General features: G+C 55.5%; 13 protein-coding genes. 2 read left to right on the forward strand and 11 right to left on the reverse strand.

Annotation, left to right across the window (positions count from 1 at the left end):
• Positions 1–23 precede the first annotated feature (23 nt).
• On the reverse strand, positions 24–797 hold the full coding sequence (agaR, locus tag ACJ8IM_RS21250) for a transcriptional repressor AgaR (RefSeq protein ID WP_033649488.1): 774 nt from the start codon (positions 795–797) through the stop codon (positions 24–26).
• Positions 798–1,300: 503 nt separating this feature from the next.
• On the opposite strand from agaR, the gene ACJ8IM_RS21255 reads away from it, so the two are divergent.
• Positions 1,301–2,521 (forward strand): CynX/NimT family MFS transporter, encoded by a 1,221-nt coding sequence (locus ACJ8IM_RS21255; protein ID WP_049194773.1) that lies wholly within the window; start codon positions 1,301–1,303, stop codon positions 2,519–2,521.
• 183 nt (positions 2,522–2,704) lie between these two features.
• Here the strand turns inward: ACJ8IM_RS21255 and ACJ8IM_RS21260 are convergent, their stop codons facing one another.
• Both ACJ8IM_RS21260 and ACJ8IM_RS21265 read right to left on the reverse strand, forming a co-directional pair.
• Positions 2,705–2,818: a YmiA family putative membrane protein gene (locus ACJ8IM_RS21260; protein WP_049232362.1), complete on the reverse strand. Its 114-nt coding sequence runs from the start codon at positions 2,816–2,818 to the stop codon at positions 2,705–2,707.
• A 388-nt stretch (positions 2,819–3,206) separates the two neighbouring features.
• Positions 3,207–4,859 (reverse strand): multidrug ABC transporter permease/ATP-binding protein, encoded by a 1,653-nt coding sequence (locus tag ACJ8IM_RS21265; protein WP_101455645.1) that lies wholly within the window; start codon positions 4,857–4,859, stop codon positions 3,207–3,209.
• Between the two features lie 367 nt (positions 4,860–5,226).
• Between ACJ8IM_RS21265 and ACJ8IM_RS21270 the strand changes: the two genes are divergently transcribed.
• Positions 5,227–5,778: a tyrosine-type DNA invertase gene (locus tag ACJ8IM_RS21270; RefSeq protein ID WP_049194775.1), complete on the forward strand. Its 552-nt coding sequence runs from the start codon at positions 5,227–5,229 to the stop codon at positions 5,776–5,778.
• A gap of 228 nt (positions 5,779–6,006) precedes the next feature.
• Here ACJ8IM_RS21270 and ACJ8IM_RS21275 read toward each other — a convergent pair whose 3' ends face one another.
• From ACJ8IM_RS21275 to ACJ8IM_RS21310, 8 genes are all read right to left on the reverse strand, one after another.
• Positions 6,007–6,690, reverse strand: a complete 684-nt coding sequence (locus ACJ8IM_RS21275) for a response regulator transcription factor (protein ID WP_004931798.1) — start codon at positions 6,688–6,690, stop codon at positions 6,007–6,009.
• Positions 6,691–6,735: 45 nt separating this feature from the next.
• Complete coding sequence (locus ACJ8IM_RS21280) at positions 6,736–7,431, reverse strand: response regulator transcription factor (protein WP_033649483.1); 696 nt, start codon at positions 7,429–7,431, stop codon at positions 6,736–6,738.
• Positions 7,432–7,481: 50 nt separating this feature from the next.
• Positions 7,482–8,009 (reverse strand): fimbrial protein, encoded by a 528-nt coding sequence (locus tag ACJ8IM_RS21285; RefSeq protein ID WP_033649482.1) that lies wholly within the window; start codon positions 8,007–8,009, stop codon positions 7,482–7,484.
• A 57-nt stretch (positions 8,010–8,066) separates the two neighbouring features.
• A complete protein-coding gene (locus tag ACJ8IM_RS21290) occupies positions 8,067–9,125 on the reverse strand; it encodes a fimbrial protein (RefSeq protein WP_223479863.1) in 1,059 nt (352 codons plus the stop codon).
• 10 nt (positions 9,126–9,135) lie between these two features.
• Positions 9,136–11,685, reverse strand: a complete 2,550-nt coding sequence (locus ACJ8IM_RS21295) for a fimbria/pilus outer membrane usher protein (RefSeq protein WP_033649481.1) — start codon at positions 11,683–11,685, stop codon at positions 9,136–9,138.
• A gap of 105 nt (positions 11,686–11,790) precedes the next feature.
• Entirely contained in the window at positions 11,791–12,468 is a 678-nt protein-coding gene (locus ACJ8IM_RS21300) for a fimbrial biogenesis chaperone (protein WP_033635793.1), read from the reverse strand.
• A gap of 97 nt (positions 12,469–12,565) precedes the next feature.
• The gene (locus ACJ8IM_RS21305) at positions 12,566–13,087 is read right to left on the reverse strand and encodes a fimbrial protein (RefSeq protein WP_033635794.1); all 522 of its coding nucleotides are present in this window, start codon (positions 13,085–13,087) and stop codon (positions 12,566–12,568) included.
• Between the two features lie 481 nt (positions 13,088–13,568).
• A complete protein-coding gene (locus ACJ8IM_RS21310; RefSeq protein ID WP_033635795.1) occupies positions 13,569–14,117 on the reverse strand; it encodes a tyrosine-type DNA invertase in 549 nt (182 codons plus the stop codon).
• Positions 14,118–14,213: the final 96 nt, after the last annotated feature.

The following is a 14,213-nucleotide window of genomic DNA, read 5'->3' on the forward strand; positions in this document are numbered from 1 at the left end:
GAAGCCCCCATGCAGGCGCCCTGCTACCGATCGGCGATGATGACCTCTACGCCCAGCTCGGTTAACGCCCGCTCGTAATCGTCCGGAAGACGGCTGTCGGTGATCAGCCGATGGATTTGTCCGGCTTCGCGAATCATGCAAAAGCTCTTGCGACCGAATTTGCTGGCATCCGCCACCGCGATAATCTCGCGCGCCACCTCGCACATCACGCGATTGAGGTGCGCCTCACCGGGGTGAGGCGTGGTGATGCCGGCGCTCAGATCGAACCCGTCGACGCCCAAAAACAGCTTGTCGAAGCGGTACTGACGCAATTGCTGCTCGGCGGCCGGACCGTAGAGCGAGTAAGAGTTGCGGCGCACGCTGCCCCCCAGCACCATGACCTCCACCCCGTCGTTTCCCGAAAGCTCGTAGGCAATGTTCAGCGCATTGGTCATCACCACCAGATCGCGCCGCCCCTTCAGGAACGGCACGATCTGCGTGGTGGTGGAGCCGGAATCGAGGATCAGCGCATCGCCGTCGCGCACATAGCCGGCCGCCGCGTTGGCGATCAGCGTTTTGACGTCGCGATTCAACCGCCCCTTGTCCCGCAGCGGCCGATCGAAAGCGAATTGCTGATTGAGCATCGCGCCGCCGTAAGCGCGCAGCGCACACCCTTTTCGTTCCAGAAAGCGCAGATCGTTGCGGATCGTCACCGTGGATACCGCAAACTGTTTGCTGAGCTGCTCCACGCGCACGCTGCCGTGCTCGCATAACAGATCGATAATGTGTTCACGTCGCTTTGCGGTATTCACTGGCATGAGCTGCGGTCCTCAGGTTTCCGGCATCGCCGGGGAGAAGATGGCTTTCGCTCTACTGCGCAGGCATTACAGCAAAGCGAAAGCAATGAAATTGTGATCGGGCTTACAGCCCGGTTTTAGCAAAAAAACCGCCAAAAAACCTTTCGAATCGAAACGGATCGAAAAGCCCAAAAGCGGAAGGGAGAAAAAGTGAAATGCCAGGATGGGCGAGAAGCCCGGAGCGCCGAGGTGCGGGCTGCGAGGAAAGCGAAAGCGGCGCCTAGCGCGCCCCGCGCCCTGACTTTTAGTTCACTCAGTGACCAGGATCACATAATGGCAATTATCCTGCGGCCGGTGAGGGTTAACCGCCGCCATCCCGCCGGGCCATCCCCTTGTCAGCGCGCGCCATCTTCCCTACACTTGCGATCGGATACCGTCGATTTGTCGGTACGTAAGCGTTAACGTCAATCAACGCATCATGCCATGCAGCACTGATTGACTGCATGCCCTGGTGCGAGGAACCCATGCCGCAACCCGCTTCACCCCCAGCGTCCACCGCGACCCCGCGTCGCCGATTACACCGCCCCGTTCTGCTGATCGTCGGCATTATGCTGATCGCGGCCAACCTGCGCGCCGCCCTGACCAGCGTCGGCCCGCTGCTGGAACAGATCCAGCAGCAGCTGGCGTTGTCCGCCACCGCCGCCGGCCTGATCAACTCGCTGCCGCTGATCCTGTTCGCTATCCTCTCGCCATTGACTCCGGCGCTGGCAAAACGCATCGGCATCGAGCGCACCCTGGGTCTCGCCCTCGCGCTGCTGGTCTGCGGCATCGCGCTGCGTTCCCTGCCGCAAGACGCCATGCTATGGCCGGGCAGCATCCTGATCGGCGCCGCCATCGCCTTCGCCAACGTAGTGCTGCCGACGCTGGTGAAAAGAGATTTCCCGCATCGCGCCGCCGCGATGATCGCCGCCTATGCGGCGGTGATGTCGCTGGTTGCCGCCATCGCCTCCGGCCTGGCGGTGCCGCTGGCTGCCCTGGCCGACCTCGGCTGGCGCTTCTCCTTACTGTGCTGGGGGTTGCCCGCGTTGCTGGCGCTGCTGGTGTGGCTGCCGCAGCTGCGACGCTCAGCCACTCCCGCCGCCAAAGCGCCGCAGCCGACGGAGCCACAGCGCTATCGCTCTCCCTGGGGCAGCGCGCTGGGTTGGCAAGTGGCGATGTTCATGGGGCTGCAATCGATCGCCTTCTACACCATCATCGGCTGGTTCAGCGCCTTTGCCGCCAGCTACGGCACCTCAGCTCAGCAGGCAGGTTTCGAGCTGTTCGTTTACCAGGTGGTGGCCATCGTCGCCAACTTTGTCATGGTGGTGATTTTGCCGCGCGCACACGATCAACGGGCGATAGCGCTGGGCAGCTCGCTGCTGATCTTTATCGGCGTCGGGGGATTGTTGGTGCAACCCGCCAGTTCACTGGTGTGGCTGACGTTTGCCGGATTGGGGGCGGGGAGTTCGCTGGTGCTGGCGCTGTCGTTCTTTGGATTGCGCAGCCAGCATCATCATCAGGCGACGCTGCTGTCGGGTATGGCGCAATCCGTCGGTTATCTGTTGGCGGCGCTGGGGCCTACCCTATTCGGCCTGCTGCACGATCTGACGGCAGGTTGGCGTTTGCCGTTGATCGCCCTGCTGTGCCTGACCGTCTTGCAAATGCTGTTCGGCGCGCTGGCCGGCCGCCGCCGCGTGATCAGCTAACGCGGCTGCGCGATGGGGGCCGCGGCGGCTCAGAGTCGGTATCCTGCCATAAGTCTTCAATAAAGGCGCGCTGCTCATCGCTCAGCACCCATGACGGCGGAATTTTGGACTGTGCGCGACGCTCAGCGCCCTCACGGTTTTTAGCCTGCTTCTTGTTCACTAATCGCCTTCCTGCTTAACCTGCTAACTCAGTAACCAGTAAATCACGGCGGCGGTTAACAGCCAGAACAGCCCGCTACCGATAAATACACACAGCCATGCTCTACGTTTGATATCTGATCCATCCTTGCTCACCACAGCGCCCTCAACCAATAGATTAAACCATTCAAATGATGATTATTGATCTATTTTAACGATCAATAAAGTGGCTTTTTCCTATGGAAATTTAAAAAACAGCTGCCAGCCATAGGCCTGCATCACCGCCTCAGTAAGAACAGCACCGTGGATATCACTGTTATCGGCAGGCGATAACTTGAATTGATAGGCGAACGAAGGTGCAGTGTGTCATACCTTGGAAGGTCGAAATTAAACCACTGGTAAATAATTCAACTATCAATTATTTGACTGGCCGTAAGCCAAATCGGCAACAGGCAGCGCTGGAGACGGGGGAGAAAATGAAGCGATGTACTGGGATCATGCGGAGAGAAGCACCGGCCCGTTTTGGTCTTGCTCGGGCCGGCGTGAGTTAACCGATTCTGCTGACGGAATCCCGGCTGGCGTGTTCACGTTCGCTGCCGGTCAGCTCACGTAAATGGCCTGAGCGCATCTCAAGCAACCGATCGGCGTGTTCGAAATAGTGATCGTCATGGCTGATGGCAAACACCGTTTTGCCCATCGCGCGCAGCTCCGGCAATAGTTCACGATAGAAAGTGCGCCGAAATTGCGGATCCTGATCCGCGGCCCATTCATCCAACAGCAAGATATCGCGCTGTTCCGCCACCGCCAGCAGCAAAGCCAGACGTTTGCGTTGCCCCTGCGACAGTTGCGGATTGGTCACCCTGGTGCCGTCAAACTGCAGTTTGCTTTTCATATTCAACCGCTCGAGCCAGATGGCGACCAGATCCGCATCGGGTTCGCCGCCTTCCGGCCCTTGCAAGCGATCGAACTGATGAAAATCGGTGAAAATCGCCGAAAACAGCCGCCGGTAGCCCGGCATATCCGCTGCGCTCTGTGCGACGCCATCCAGAACGATATGGCCGCTCACCGGCCGGTACAACCCGGTCAACAACATCGCCAGCGTTGACTTGCCGCTGCCGTTGCCGCCGATCAGAAAGACCAGCTCACCACGCCGCAGCGTCAGATTGAGCGGCCCGACGGCAAAACCGGGCTGCTGTTCGGTATCTGCATAGTGAAAAACCACGTCGCGCAGCTCCAGCGTCTGCCAGGGGCGACCAACGGCGGCAGGAAACGCCGGTTGATACTCGGCCAGGCGCAGCGTCTTCAGCTTGTTAAAGGCCACTTCGGCGCTGACCAACGTCGGAAACGCTCCGACCGCTTGCAGTAATGGCGTGCGCAAAAACAGCAGCGTCAGTGAATAGGTGGCGGCCACCGCCGAGTCCGCCCATCCCAGGCTGTTGGCCATAAAGAACACCAGCCCAATCGCGCCCAACATCATGATGTTTGACCAGTTGAGCGCGCTCAAATGGAAGGTATCGGCGCGAATGATGTGGTGGCGATAAGCTTGCGCATCGGGCTGATAGGCCTGTTCGTACAGCGCCTGCGCCCGCTTGCGGTTCAACGTCAGTTCCTTGCGGCCGTCAATCACCGACTCATAACGATGATAGAGACGTTCTTCCGACTCACGCAAACTGGCCATATGACGATAAACCCGTGATACCAGGCAGCCGCTGCCCACGACGGTCACCGCCACCCAGACTGCCGTGACCGCCAGCATTTTCGGCGATAGCCACCCCAGATAGGCCGCTGCCCCCAGGGTTAAAATCACCCCTTGTACCAGTTCAGGCAGGCGCACGAAGGCGACGGTGATATTGCGGATATCGCTGGACAGGCTGGCCAACAATGAGGCGCTGCCCAATTGTTCGAGGCGTTCAATATCGGTATCCAAAATGCGCTTCACTAACTGCCCACGCAGGCGATAGACGAAGTAATGGCCCAATGTCGTCAGCGCCAATTGCGAACCCAAGGTGACCGCTATCAACAATGCCAACAGGGCGAGAAACACCGGCAGCACGGCCAAGGCATCGCCGCCGGCATCCATCAGGTATTGATTGATAAAAGCAATGATACCGATACCTAAGCCGGCGCTGGCCATGGTCAACGCCATGACAGCCAGAAATGGCCAACGATACTGGTGATAAACCACCCGTAGCAGTTCCATGAAAAAACCTCTGAAGTCGCGATCTGGCAGGCATTGTAAGCGGCGTGAGAATGAGATCAAGACGAATTCTCAACACAGTTTATCAAGCACCGTTCTGAGAGAGGCGGTATCCCCGTGGCCATCTGACGGTGGCAAAATTTCCATACGGCTCTTACAGGACGCTCAATATTCGCTGATTAAATAGCTTCCCGAAATAAATTAAATAAACATATATTAATCAAAAAGCCATTCACTTAAAAAATAAAACAATAAAAACCCATGCATTCACAAATGAAATTATTTATTTTCTTTGCCGCCTATTATGTTCCAATGCTTTAATAAAGCGTCATAATAGAAATCGCCAACATCTAAGACGCAGGAAAGGAAAATGAAAAAAAGGAAGTTTCTTAGTCAGGTTGAAATTGAGCAACTGATAGCCGCTGTGCATGAAGGAAAAAATAGCATTCGAGATCGTTGTTTACTATTAATGTGCTTTATTCACGGCTTGCGGGTTAGCGAACTGCGTGCATTGCGCCTTCAGGATATTGACCTTACCTCCAATAGGATCCATATATCCCGGTTAAAAAACGGGTTTTCCGTTCAGCACCCCATTCAACCGCGAGAACGGCAGGCGCTGTTAAACTGGCTGGCCCAACGGGCGAACTATCCTGACGCTGAAGCGCCATGGCTATTCCTGTCGCGCCACGGCGGGCAGATATCACGTCAGCAGCTCTATCGGTTGATGAGAATGTATGGAGAGATGGCCGGCATTAGCGTTCAGGTCCATCCTCACATGTTGCGACATTCCTGCGGTTACGCCCTTGCGGATAAAGGGATCGATACGCGTTTGATTCAGGATTATTTAGGGCACAAAAATATCCAGAATACGGTGATTTACACCGCGACCAACGTAGAGCGATTCCGCACGATCAACATTTAACCTCACGACGAGAATAATTACGCAGCCCCGTCCTCCGTTAAACAACACATCGAGTGCTATGCAATATTCAGATGGGAGAGGCAGCCCGGCACGTCATCAACGGCCTACTCAGCAATATTTTAACGCCGAGCTGCTTTTCATGCATCGGCGCCAGGGATAGGCCACACTGGGTAAGCTTTTAACGGCAAGCCTGCCGATAAATCATAGCCCATACCGTTTCATTAAAGGTTAGGTGCCCTTTGACCATTTCCCCCCCAATTGCCGCGTAATATTGCCGTGCAGAGAAAACAGTTCGCTGTCATTCTTCACCTGCAGCTTACGCATGGCGCTGCATTTATGCGCGCTGATCGTCTTGATGCTGCGCCGTTGCAACTCGGCGATTTGCCGCAGGCTCATTCCGTTGAACAAAAAGGCCAAGACGTCGCTCTCACAGCGGGTCAACTTTCGCGTTGCCGCCTCCTCTCCGCTAACGGAAGGCGCCAGAAAAGCGCCTATCTGCGGGCTCAAAACGCGTTCCCCAAGCAGCACGCGATTAAAAAACTCCGCCACCAGCGGCAAAGCGTCATCTCTGGCTACGATGCTAATATTGGGCTGGTTCAACAGACGCCCCACCTCTTCTGCATTCTGGCAGCGGGTATAGACGATCACCCGCAATTCGGGCAACTGCGTGCACAAGGCAAGCAACGTTTCCCTGCCCTGAGCGACCGTTTCATCTTCACCATCCATCTCGCTAATCAGCACGTCAGCCTGCTGATAGACCACGCTATCCGCCACCGCGCGGACGCTGGTTTCCTTTACGACGACTTTTGCCTGGGTTGGCAGCGTTTTTAAAAAACTCGCCAACCCCTCCAGCGTTAATGGGCATCTGTCCATTAATGCTATGTTCAGCGGCTGCTGACGCCATGAATGCATAATCTGCTCCTATGCTTGCTTACCCCAGAGGCATCGCACGCTTGCCTAGCGAACAAAAGACGAACCTTGCGCAGCCATCCATTTCCCCTGAAGATACAATTCCCCATCGCTGTGAAATCCCAACTTCAACATCGCATTGCGTTTATGCGTGCTGACGGTGCGAATATCACGGCACATCGTTAACGCCACGCTGGTCACGCTTTTGCCGGAAAACAACTGGGTCAGCACATCCAGTTCCTTCGCCGTCAGAGGCTTGTCGGCTGTCGCCTCATGCAATTGACGCTGACGCACCCGATGGCTGAAACTGCTGCAGCCCGCCAAGACCTGTTGGACGCAATGAGTCAACGCAATGGCCGGCTCTTGCTTCAACATCAGGCCGCGGATGCCGGATGCGATCAGTTGCCGCAGCAGCCTGGGCTCATCCAATGCCGTACAAATAATTATCGCGGTGTCCGGCGAGCTTTCACGCACATCGGCAATCAGCCTGAAGCCGTCCAATACCAATTCTGATTTGCCGCACAAATCCATCACCAGTAAACGATGCGTGTGCTGAGTGAATAAGGCTCTCAGCGCCACCAGGTTCGTCACCTGTCGAACGTTGTCGGGCTGTAGACCGCAGGACTCAATCAATCGGTTTCTCATCCCCAACGCCGTGAGGGGGCAAGGCTCCATGATAGCCACGGCCCCCGTCGCCGCATTGCCGGCCGCCAAGGTTGTTCCATAGGGATAATTAATATTCATATCATCACCTTAAATCTGTCGTTAACCTTCCATCTAGGGCAGCCCTTTGTCTACTGATAGACGAAAGTGACCTGCAGAGCCCCTTCTATCGAACCGGGCGTTGAACCGCCATTGACGCTGAATGCCCGCGCCCGCAAATTGAATTTGGCTTCATTCGTCGCCCGATTAACTAACTGGGCCATACTCTTGCCATTGCCCAGGTTTGCCCCCTGGCTATTTTGCAATTCAATTTGCACTCGGCGAGAACTGCCGGTGCTTTTGTACAAGCTGGCACCTTCATCCGCAGCCGTTCCGCTGAAGGTCGCGACGACCGACGTGGTGGTGCTTGGGCAGTTTTTTAGCGTCAAAGGGAACTCCACCCACGGGCTAAAGGCACCGGAGGTCGCCAGTACGGCGGCAGAAATATCGTCCCCCAGATTGACCGAAACCGTGCCGTTCGCGCCGTCGATTTCACAGGGTGCCGCTTTGATGTTGCCGGTAATCACTATTTTTGATACGGCATGCGCCGACGGCATCGCCAGGAGAAACAGGCCCGCCAGCGCCAATTTACAGCCAATACCGCTAAAAACCTTCCCCATAATCTGCTCCTTCTCGTTTAACGCCGGGCCCCCGGCGTGCTACCGTTGAAAAATCCGTTATTGAATTTCTGCCTGAATGGTCGCCGTTGCATTGAACTGCCCCACGGCAGGAGGTCGGCCGGTGGTGTTGATCGGATATACGCTGATCCGTGAACTGCCACTCTGGTTGGGATATTGGAAGTTATCGATCGGCAAGCGCCCGCTCTGAGGCCGAATAACATTGCCCTGCATATCCTTAATCATCACGCCAATGTCGCGATTGCTGGTCTTCAGAGCCTCGGGCATGCTGCCGTCCGCCTCACCGCGAAATGACAGGCTGACCTTGACGCCGGCGGAAATATTGCGGCAAGCCAGCGTCAGCGTTCTCTCTTCTGGCGTGACGCCGGACGCCATCGCCCCCTTGGTTTGAATATTCGACGTCAAGATATCGCCAAAATCGATCGTGACCGTTTGCGGACTGATTTCACAGCTCTGCGGCACGGTGACGGTGCCGCTCATGGAGATAGTGGAGACCGGCACATCGCTTTTCACCCCGCTCACCACGGAGACGTAGGTGTCTACCAGGCGGGTGCTGGGGATTGTGGTCACGCCAACGAAAGGGCGGCGGAAATACAGGTGAATTCGCCCGCGAGCACCGCTGTTGTAGGGCGTGCTGGCACAGGATTCGTCATCACCATCCATATCGGTCTTAAAGTTAGACTCATTGGTGAACGGTGCGGCAATAAACGCGTTGCGATACCCCGCAACGAAAACTTCGCTGGCCACGCCCAGGTATTCATTCAACGCGTAATACGTTAATCCCCCGCTGCTGAATACCGGCTCGCTCAGCAGCATTTTGGCGGTAACATAAGACGCCGTACGCGTCTGACATTCGCACTTCACCCGATAAGAACCGGGCAAATTCCAGTTGCCGCCGTCAGCATTCTTAATAATCCGCCCCACCACGTTTTGTGACGGGTCGGTTAAAACCGGGGAAAAAAGGAATGAAAACCCATGGGTCCCCGAAATAGGAACACACTGCCCGAAAGCCGCCTGCACCTGTGGTGCGCCCAACGTTGCGCACGCCAATAGCCCACCGACGATGATCCCTCGTTGAATCGATATTCCTGTCGCCATCATATGCACCTTATAAACACTGCCCGTTAACGAGGCGAATCCCACCGCTCTCGGGCTGATTAGCCAATTGATAGTTGGCCTGACATTGCTGAGCCGCGTCATTGCCCCACTTAACCCGCAACCGCCCGCTATCCGCCAGGCCAGCCAGATAAACCTGGCCGCCATCACCGACGATGGCTGCATTGTCAGAGGGGCTGTTGAGAGTGCTGACGGTGGCGCCGAACGGCACCGGAGCGCCGCTGCGCGTCAGCAAGGTCAGCAACACGCGGGCACCGACGTCCGGATTAAAGCGGGCGCGCACCACAGCGCCGCGAGTTGGGATCACCGTTTGGCTACTCAGCGTCATGTCGACGTCCTCTGCGAAAGATTCACCGTCCAATCCGACGATGTTGCGCCGGTAAGGCGTCAGGTAAGGCACAACCGCATAGCCACGCCAGTCGGTGCTGACTCCGGTCTGGTTCAGGACATTCACCCCTGAAGCACCAGGCGCTTGCACCAACGCCACCGTATCGCCCAGCGGTTGGGAAAGCGTGATGCCGTTTTGGTGCACCAGAACGCCGCCCTGCACGCCGTAGTTCACCTGCCGGCGATGGCGATCGTAGCCGTACCCCAGGTTCAACTCGGCGAGAGAGCCTTTATAATCCGCCTGAATATTGCCGTTCGCCCCCACATCCCTGCCGGTATAGCCCTGGCTGATGCTGTAGTTCAGGTTGTTTCCCGGCAACGCCGTACCGCTCAACCCAAGGTTGTTGCTGGTGGCACCATTGCGACTGGCGTTCATACTGTAGGTGGCATAGCTGCCCGGCAGCCATTTGCTGAGCGGTACGCTGACGTTGAAAGCCACGATATGGTCACGAATACTGCTGCGATTGCCGTTACTGTCGTAACCGTTCTGGTTGAACGTGTAATTCAGCCCGTAACTGACCGCTTCCCAGCTGTTGTTGTAGCTGAGGCTGACAGACTGCGAACGGCGATTGTTATCCCAGTAGTCTTCGTTAAACAGGCTGAGCGACAGCGTTCCTCCCCGCTCCCACAGGCTTTGGCTCATCGTCAGCTCGGCGCGGCTCTTCTTGTGATCGCTATAGACGGCGCTGTTGCCGCCATAGCTCTCCAGCGCCTCCTGCAGGCTATAAAAGCCGCGCGTGGAGTAGCGGTAACTGGCCAAACTAAAGTTGGTGCCGGTTTCAATGAAGTTTTTACCGTAACGCAGACGCCATGATTGCCCCTGTTCCTTCGGCCGGGTTTCCTGCTTGGTCCAGGCTTGGGTGACATCGGCAGACAGCGCGCCTACCGCCCCCATGTTCTGCCCCCATCCCAGCGCCAAAGACTGATATTTACTGGCCGCCTGCACGCCGCCATACAACGTGGCCCCCCAAGGCAAACCGTAGATCCCGGTTGCCTGGCTGAACGGGCGTTCATCAACGCCGCCGCTGTATGACCGGTATTTCCCGCTGGTCAGGCTGTATTTAAACCGCCCTTCGCGCTGCAATACCGGCACCACGGCGTACGGCACAACAAAATGCTGCTCCTGGCCGTCTGCCTCACGCACGTTTACATTCAGGTCGCCGCTGCCACCCGTGGGATACAGATCGGAAATTTCAAACGCCCCCGGCGGCACATAGCTTTGATAAATCACGTAGCCGTTTTGCCGGATTATGATTTGCGCATTCGTGCGTGCGATCCCGCGCACTACCGGCGAGTACCCTTTCATGCTGTCCGGCAGGATATCGTCCTCAGAGGCCAACTGCCCGCCGCGGAACTGCACGCTATCGAACACATCGCTGGATGTTGTGCTGTCACCCAGGGTCAGGCGGCTTTGCAACGCAACGATATCGCGCTGCAGGTAGGTATTGATTGAGCGCCAGGAAGAAGAGCCACCGGAGTAATGATTCCAGATCGAATAGTTACGCAGGCGCCAGGCGCCCCAGTTGATGCCCGAGCGCAGATTGAGGTAATAGTTATTGTTGTTTTGCCGTTCGCTGGCGCGCATCTGGCTATTGGCGCCGCTGAAATTGTAATTGACCAACAGCGCCGGTATGCCGGAATCCCATTTATCCGGGGAAACGTAGTCGCGCGCATTCAAGCGCAGTGCCGCCTGCGGGATGCTCAAATTCAGCCTCAACTGATTGAACAGGAATGTCGAAGAGGCTTGTGGAATGGCCTGCGCCAAATTGACGCAACTCTCCCCAGGCACCATCGCCGGAAACATGGCAACCCTCACGCCCAATTCAGCTAATTTTTCAGTGCTGAAACAAGGTTGCAGCGTTTGTTTACCGCCGGCCCCTGGCATAAGGCGGAACTCGACGTCGAGGCTGTCTATCTGTTCGCCGTTCAGGTAAAGATCGACCCGATAGTTCCCGGGCGCCTGGCTGCTGTTCTCCTCAAATACGGAGAGATCGGCGCCGCGCAGCGCCGGATTATCGATTTCCAGCAACGCCGGGTTGAAATAATCGCGCGCATAAGCCGTGCCGATCGGGCTCAGCAGCGCCACCTGGCAAGATATCAGGCCGGCAAGAACTGATCGCGCCCCTGGTAAACCAATGCAATTCGGGTTATTCATCCTTTTAACTCCCTGTCCCGATTGGCTCGGCCCGACGAAAAGCCAGGTAAGCCGAACACCTGCTCCAGCGTTATTCCGGAGCAAAAAACACGTACCGCAGCCCGGTTATAATGTGCTGGTGAAGGTCTGGCCGGTGCCGCCATAGTCATTGATGATTTGCCAGCTCAGACCGCCTCCTGCGCCATTCGCCGTCGGCAACGGGAAACTGGCGCTTGCCTGCGGTGCTACCATGGTGTTGCCGGTAATGGCGCGGCCATTCAGCTTCAAATTGAAAAAGGTGAGGTAGTAGGGTGAAGGGTTGGTCACCTGCAGACGATCGCCACTGCGCCGCCACGTCACTTTACCGGCCGCCTCCTCCAGATTGCCGGTGAGCCCCTGCGGGCGGTAAATCAACTTGATACGGGTCTTGATGGCGATTTGCAGGGTATTTTCTTTCTTTTCCACCGAGGGGATCGCCTTCACATTCAGCCAATACAGCGACTCTCTGTCCGTCGGTAAATTGCCGCCCGCACGTACCACGCGCAGCAGGTTATTTTGGCCGCCATCCAAGCGAAATAGCGGCGGTGTAATGATAAAAGGCGCTTTCGCGCTATCGCCTTCTTGCGCATCAACCCAGGATTGGATCAGATAAGGCATCGCATCCGGATTACTGATATTCAGAGCAGACTCTTTTTTGCCGCCGTCGTAGATCAGGCGCGTTCCCCCCACTACTACACCGGCCCGTACCGGAGTCCAAAGCGTCATCAGCAACGCCGCCGTCAGCACAAAGTATCCCGCTTTCATTCTCTTTCTTCCCGTTTCCATCACCGATGAATAAGAGCCAGAGAACACGCTCTCTGGCTCATTTTTCTAACTGTTCCGCCGCCGTAACGGCATGGCCTTACTGATAAACGATGGTGAAGTTGGCCGTAGCGTTGGCGCTACCGACGGAAACGTTGTCATAAGCGAAATAGCGCGCAACAAAGCCCAGAACGTTGTCTTTGTTCTCGGCCAGGGTATAGACGCGGGAATCGTTGCCGATATTTAACACGTTGCTGCCGTCGTCCAGCAGTTGCACGCCAATGCCGCCCGCGACCCCGGCGGTGCCAGCGCCGGTCAGTTGCAGCAGCCCGGACTGCCCCTGCACCTGAGTGCCGTCAAAACGCACGGTGGCGCCGGTGACGGTGGCCGGGCAATTTTTCAGCACCAGATTGAACGCCTTGGCGCCGGCGGTTTTAGACAGGGTGAACGCATCTTTGGCGATCTTGCCCAGAGCGACCTGCTTGTTTTTGGAATCCGCATCGACGGTGCAAGACTGATCGGTGATGGTGCCAGTAATATTCAGCGCGCCGTCGGCGGCAAATGCAGAAGTGGTAAATGCGGACGCGGTCAATATAGCTACAGCCAACAGATTCTTTTTCATCCTACTTTCCTTAAAATTATGCAAAATGTGCATGGGTTTATTTCCGACATATCCTTAATGTCATTCCTTTTATTTAGTTCCATGAATGGGAAACGTCTTAAGCCAAGTTGATTGATGGATTCTGGCTTATTCACCCAAACGATTCATTTTGAACTAAAGTGACTCCTTTGGATTTTTAAACCAATAAACAGACATTTGTCGGAATTTAAAACCAACCAATTGATGAATAACTGATAAATCAGACTAAAAAACCGAGGTGATAACGCAGTGATTTAAACTCGTGGGGTTTTGAGTAGGATTTTACTTAGATTTTCAGGGATGACACAGCATGCACAAAAAACACAACACATTGTTTTTAAATGATATTTATCTTTATCCTGGAAATAAGGCATGGGAATATTGACATTGTTTTTACGCGTCCTTACAGTATGTTTCAGTTTAGTTCAAAGTGACTCCTTAACGTTATTAACTTAAATCACACTTACCAAATTTCCTTGAAGCGCTGCGCATTGCTGGCAGTATAAATCACCGTATTCTGGATATTTCGGTGCCCGAGGTAATCCTGAATTAAACGGGTGTCGACACCGCGATCCGCCAATGCAAATCCGCAGCCATGCCGCAGCATGTGCGGGTGCGCATTGACCTCCAATTTAGCCACCTTGCTGTAATGGCGAATCAACCCGTAAATACGTTGACGAGACAGGCGGCCGCCGCGATTGGAAAGAAACAGCCACTCCTGATCGGCCCAGCGGTGCCGCTGACGTTTATCCAACCAGCGCCGCAAACATTGTCTTTCACGCAGATAAAGCGGATGCACGGTGGAAAAACCATTTTTCAACCGATGCACATAGATATTACCGCCTTCCAGGTCGATATCCGACAAACGCCATCCCCCTATTTCACTGGCGCGGCACCCATGAATAAAACACATATAAATCAAACAATAATCGCGTTCTGGATTCTTTCCATGCAGCGTGACCTCAAGCAGTCTCTCCACTTCAGAAGGCGTCAGATGTTTACGATTAGACATACAACCTCATTACTTTGATAGGAAAAATGTGGCTGTCATTTTCCTTTTACATCACCACAATGGACACTCAGGGCAGCCCCTGACATATGGATAGGT

Source organism: Serratia sp. CY33525 (assembly GCF_052169115.1).
In the GTDB taxonomy this organism is placed as follows: domain Bacteria; phylum Pseudomonadota; class Gammaproteobacteria; order Enterobacterales; family Enterobacteriaceae; genus Serratia; species Serratia sarumanii.